Annotated in this window: 1 pseudogene; it reads right to left on the reverse strand. The window is 70.2% G+C overall.

From position 1 onward, the window contains the following. A pseudogene (locus NGM28_RS28515) lies at positions 1-533 on the reverse strand (type VI secretion system Vgr family protein); the annotation flags it as partial.

Genomic DNA, 533 nt, shown 5'->3' on the forward strand with positions numbered 1-533 from the left:
GGCACCACGTTGCTGGCCAGCTGGGCCATGGCGCCGGTGTCGCCACCGACGGCGGCCTTGACCTGTTGCGCCTTCTGCAGCGCGGCCTGGCCGCTTTTCGCCAGTTTCAGGCCCGTGCCGGCCAGGGCCTTGCCCTGTTCCAGCAGGCCGTTGCCGCCGGGGCCCATCAGGCCCTGGGCCATCGATTTTCCTTGTGCCATCGCGTTCTGCATCAGTCCCTTGCCCTTGTCCATGCCTTGCTGTGCCAGTGCCAGGCCCTTGCCCAGCAACCCCTCTGCGCCCTTGCCGCCGCTGAGCACCTCGCCGACCACGGCCTGCTGGCCGGGGGCGATGTCGGCGAAGCTGGGCTTGGGTGGCCAGTCGCCGGCGCCGAAGTGGCTGCCCTCGGCCCAGGTGTCGGCCGGGTCCAGGCCGAAGTCGACCCACAGCGGGCCGGCGGCGGCGCCGCTGGCCTGGTTGAAACCGTTGCCGTCGAGCTTGCCCTTGATCGATTTGCCCAGGGCGTCGATCACGTCGTAGTCGCCGGTCTTCAC

It is taken from the genome of Pseudomonas sp. MWU13-3659, assembly GCF_023757525.1.
Lineage (GTDB): Bacteria > Pseudomonadota > Gammaproteobacteria > Pseudomonadales > Pseudomonadaceae > Aquipseudomonas > Aquipseudomonas entomophila_E.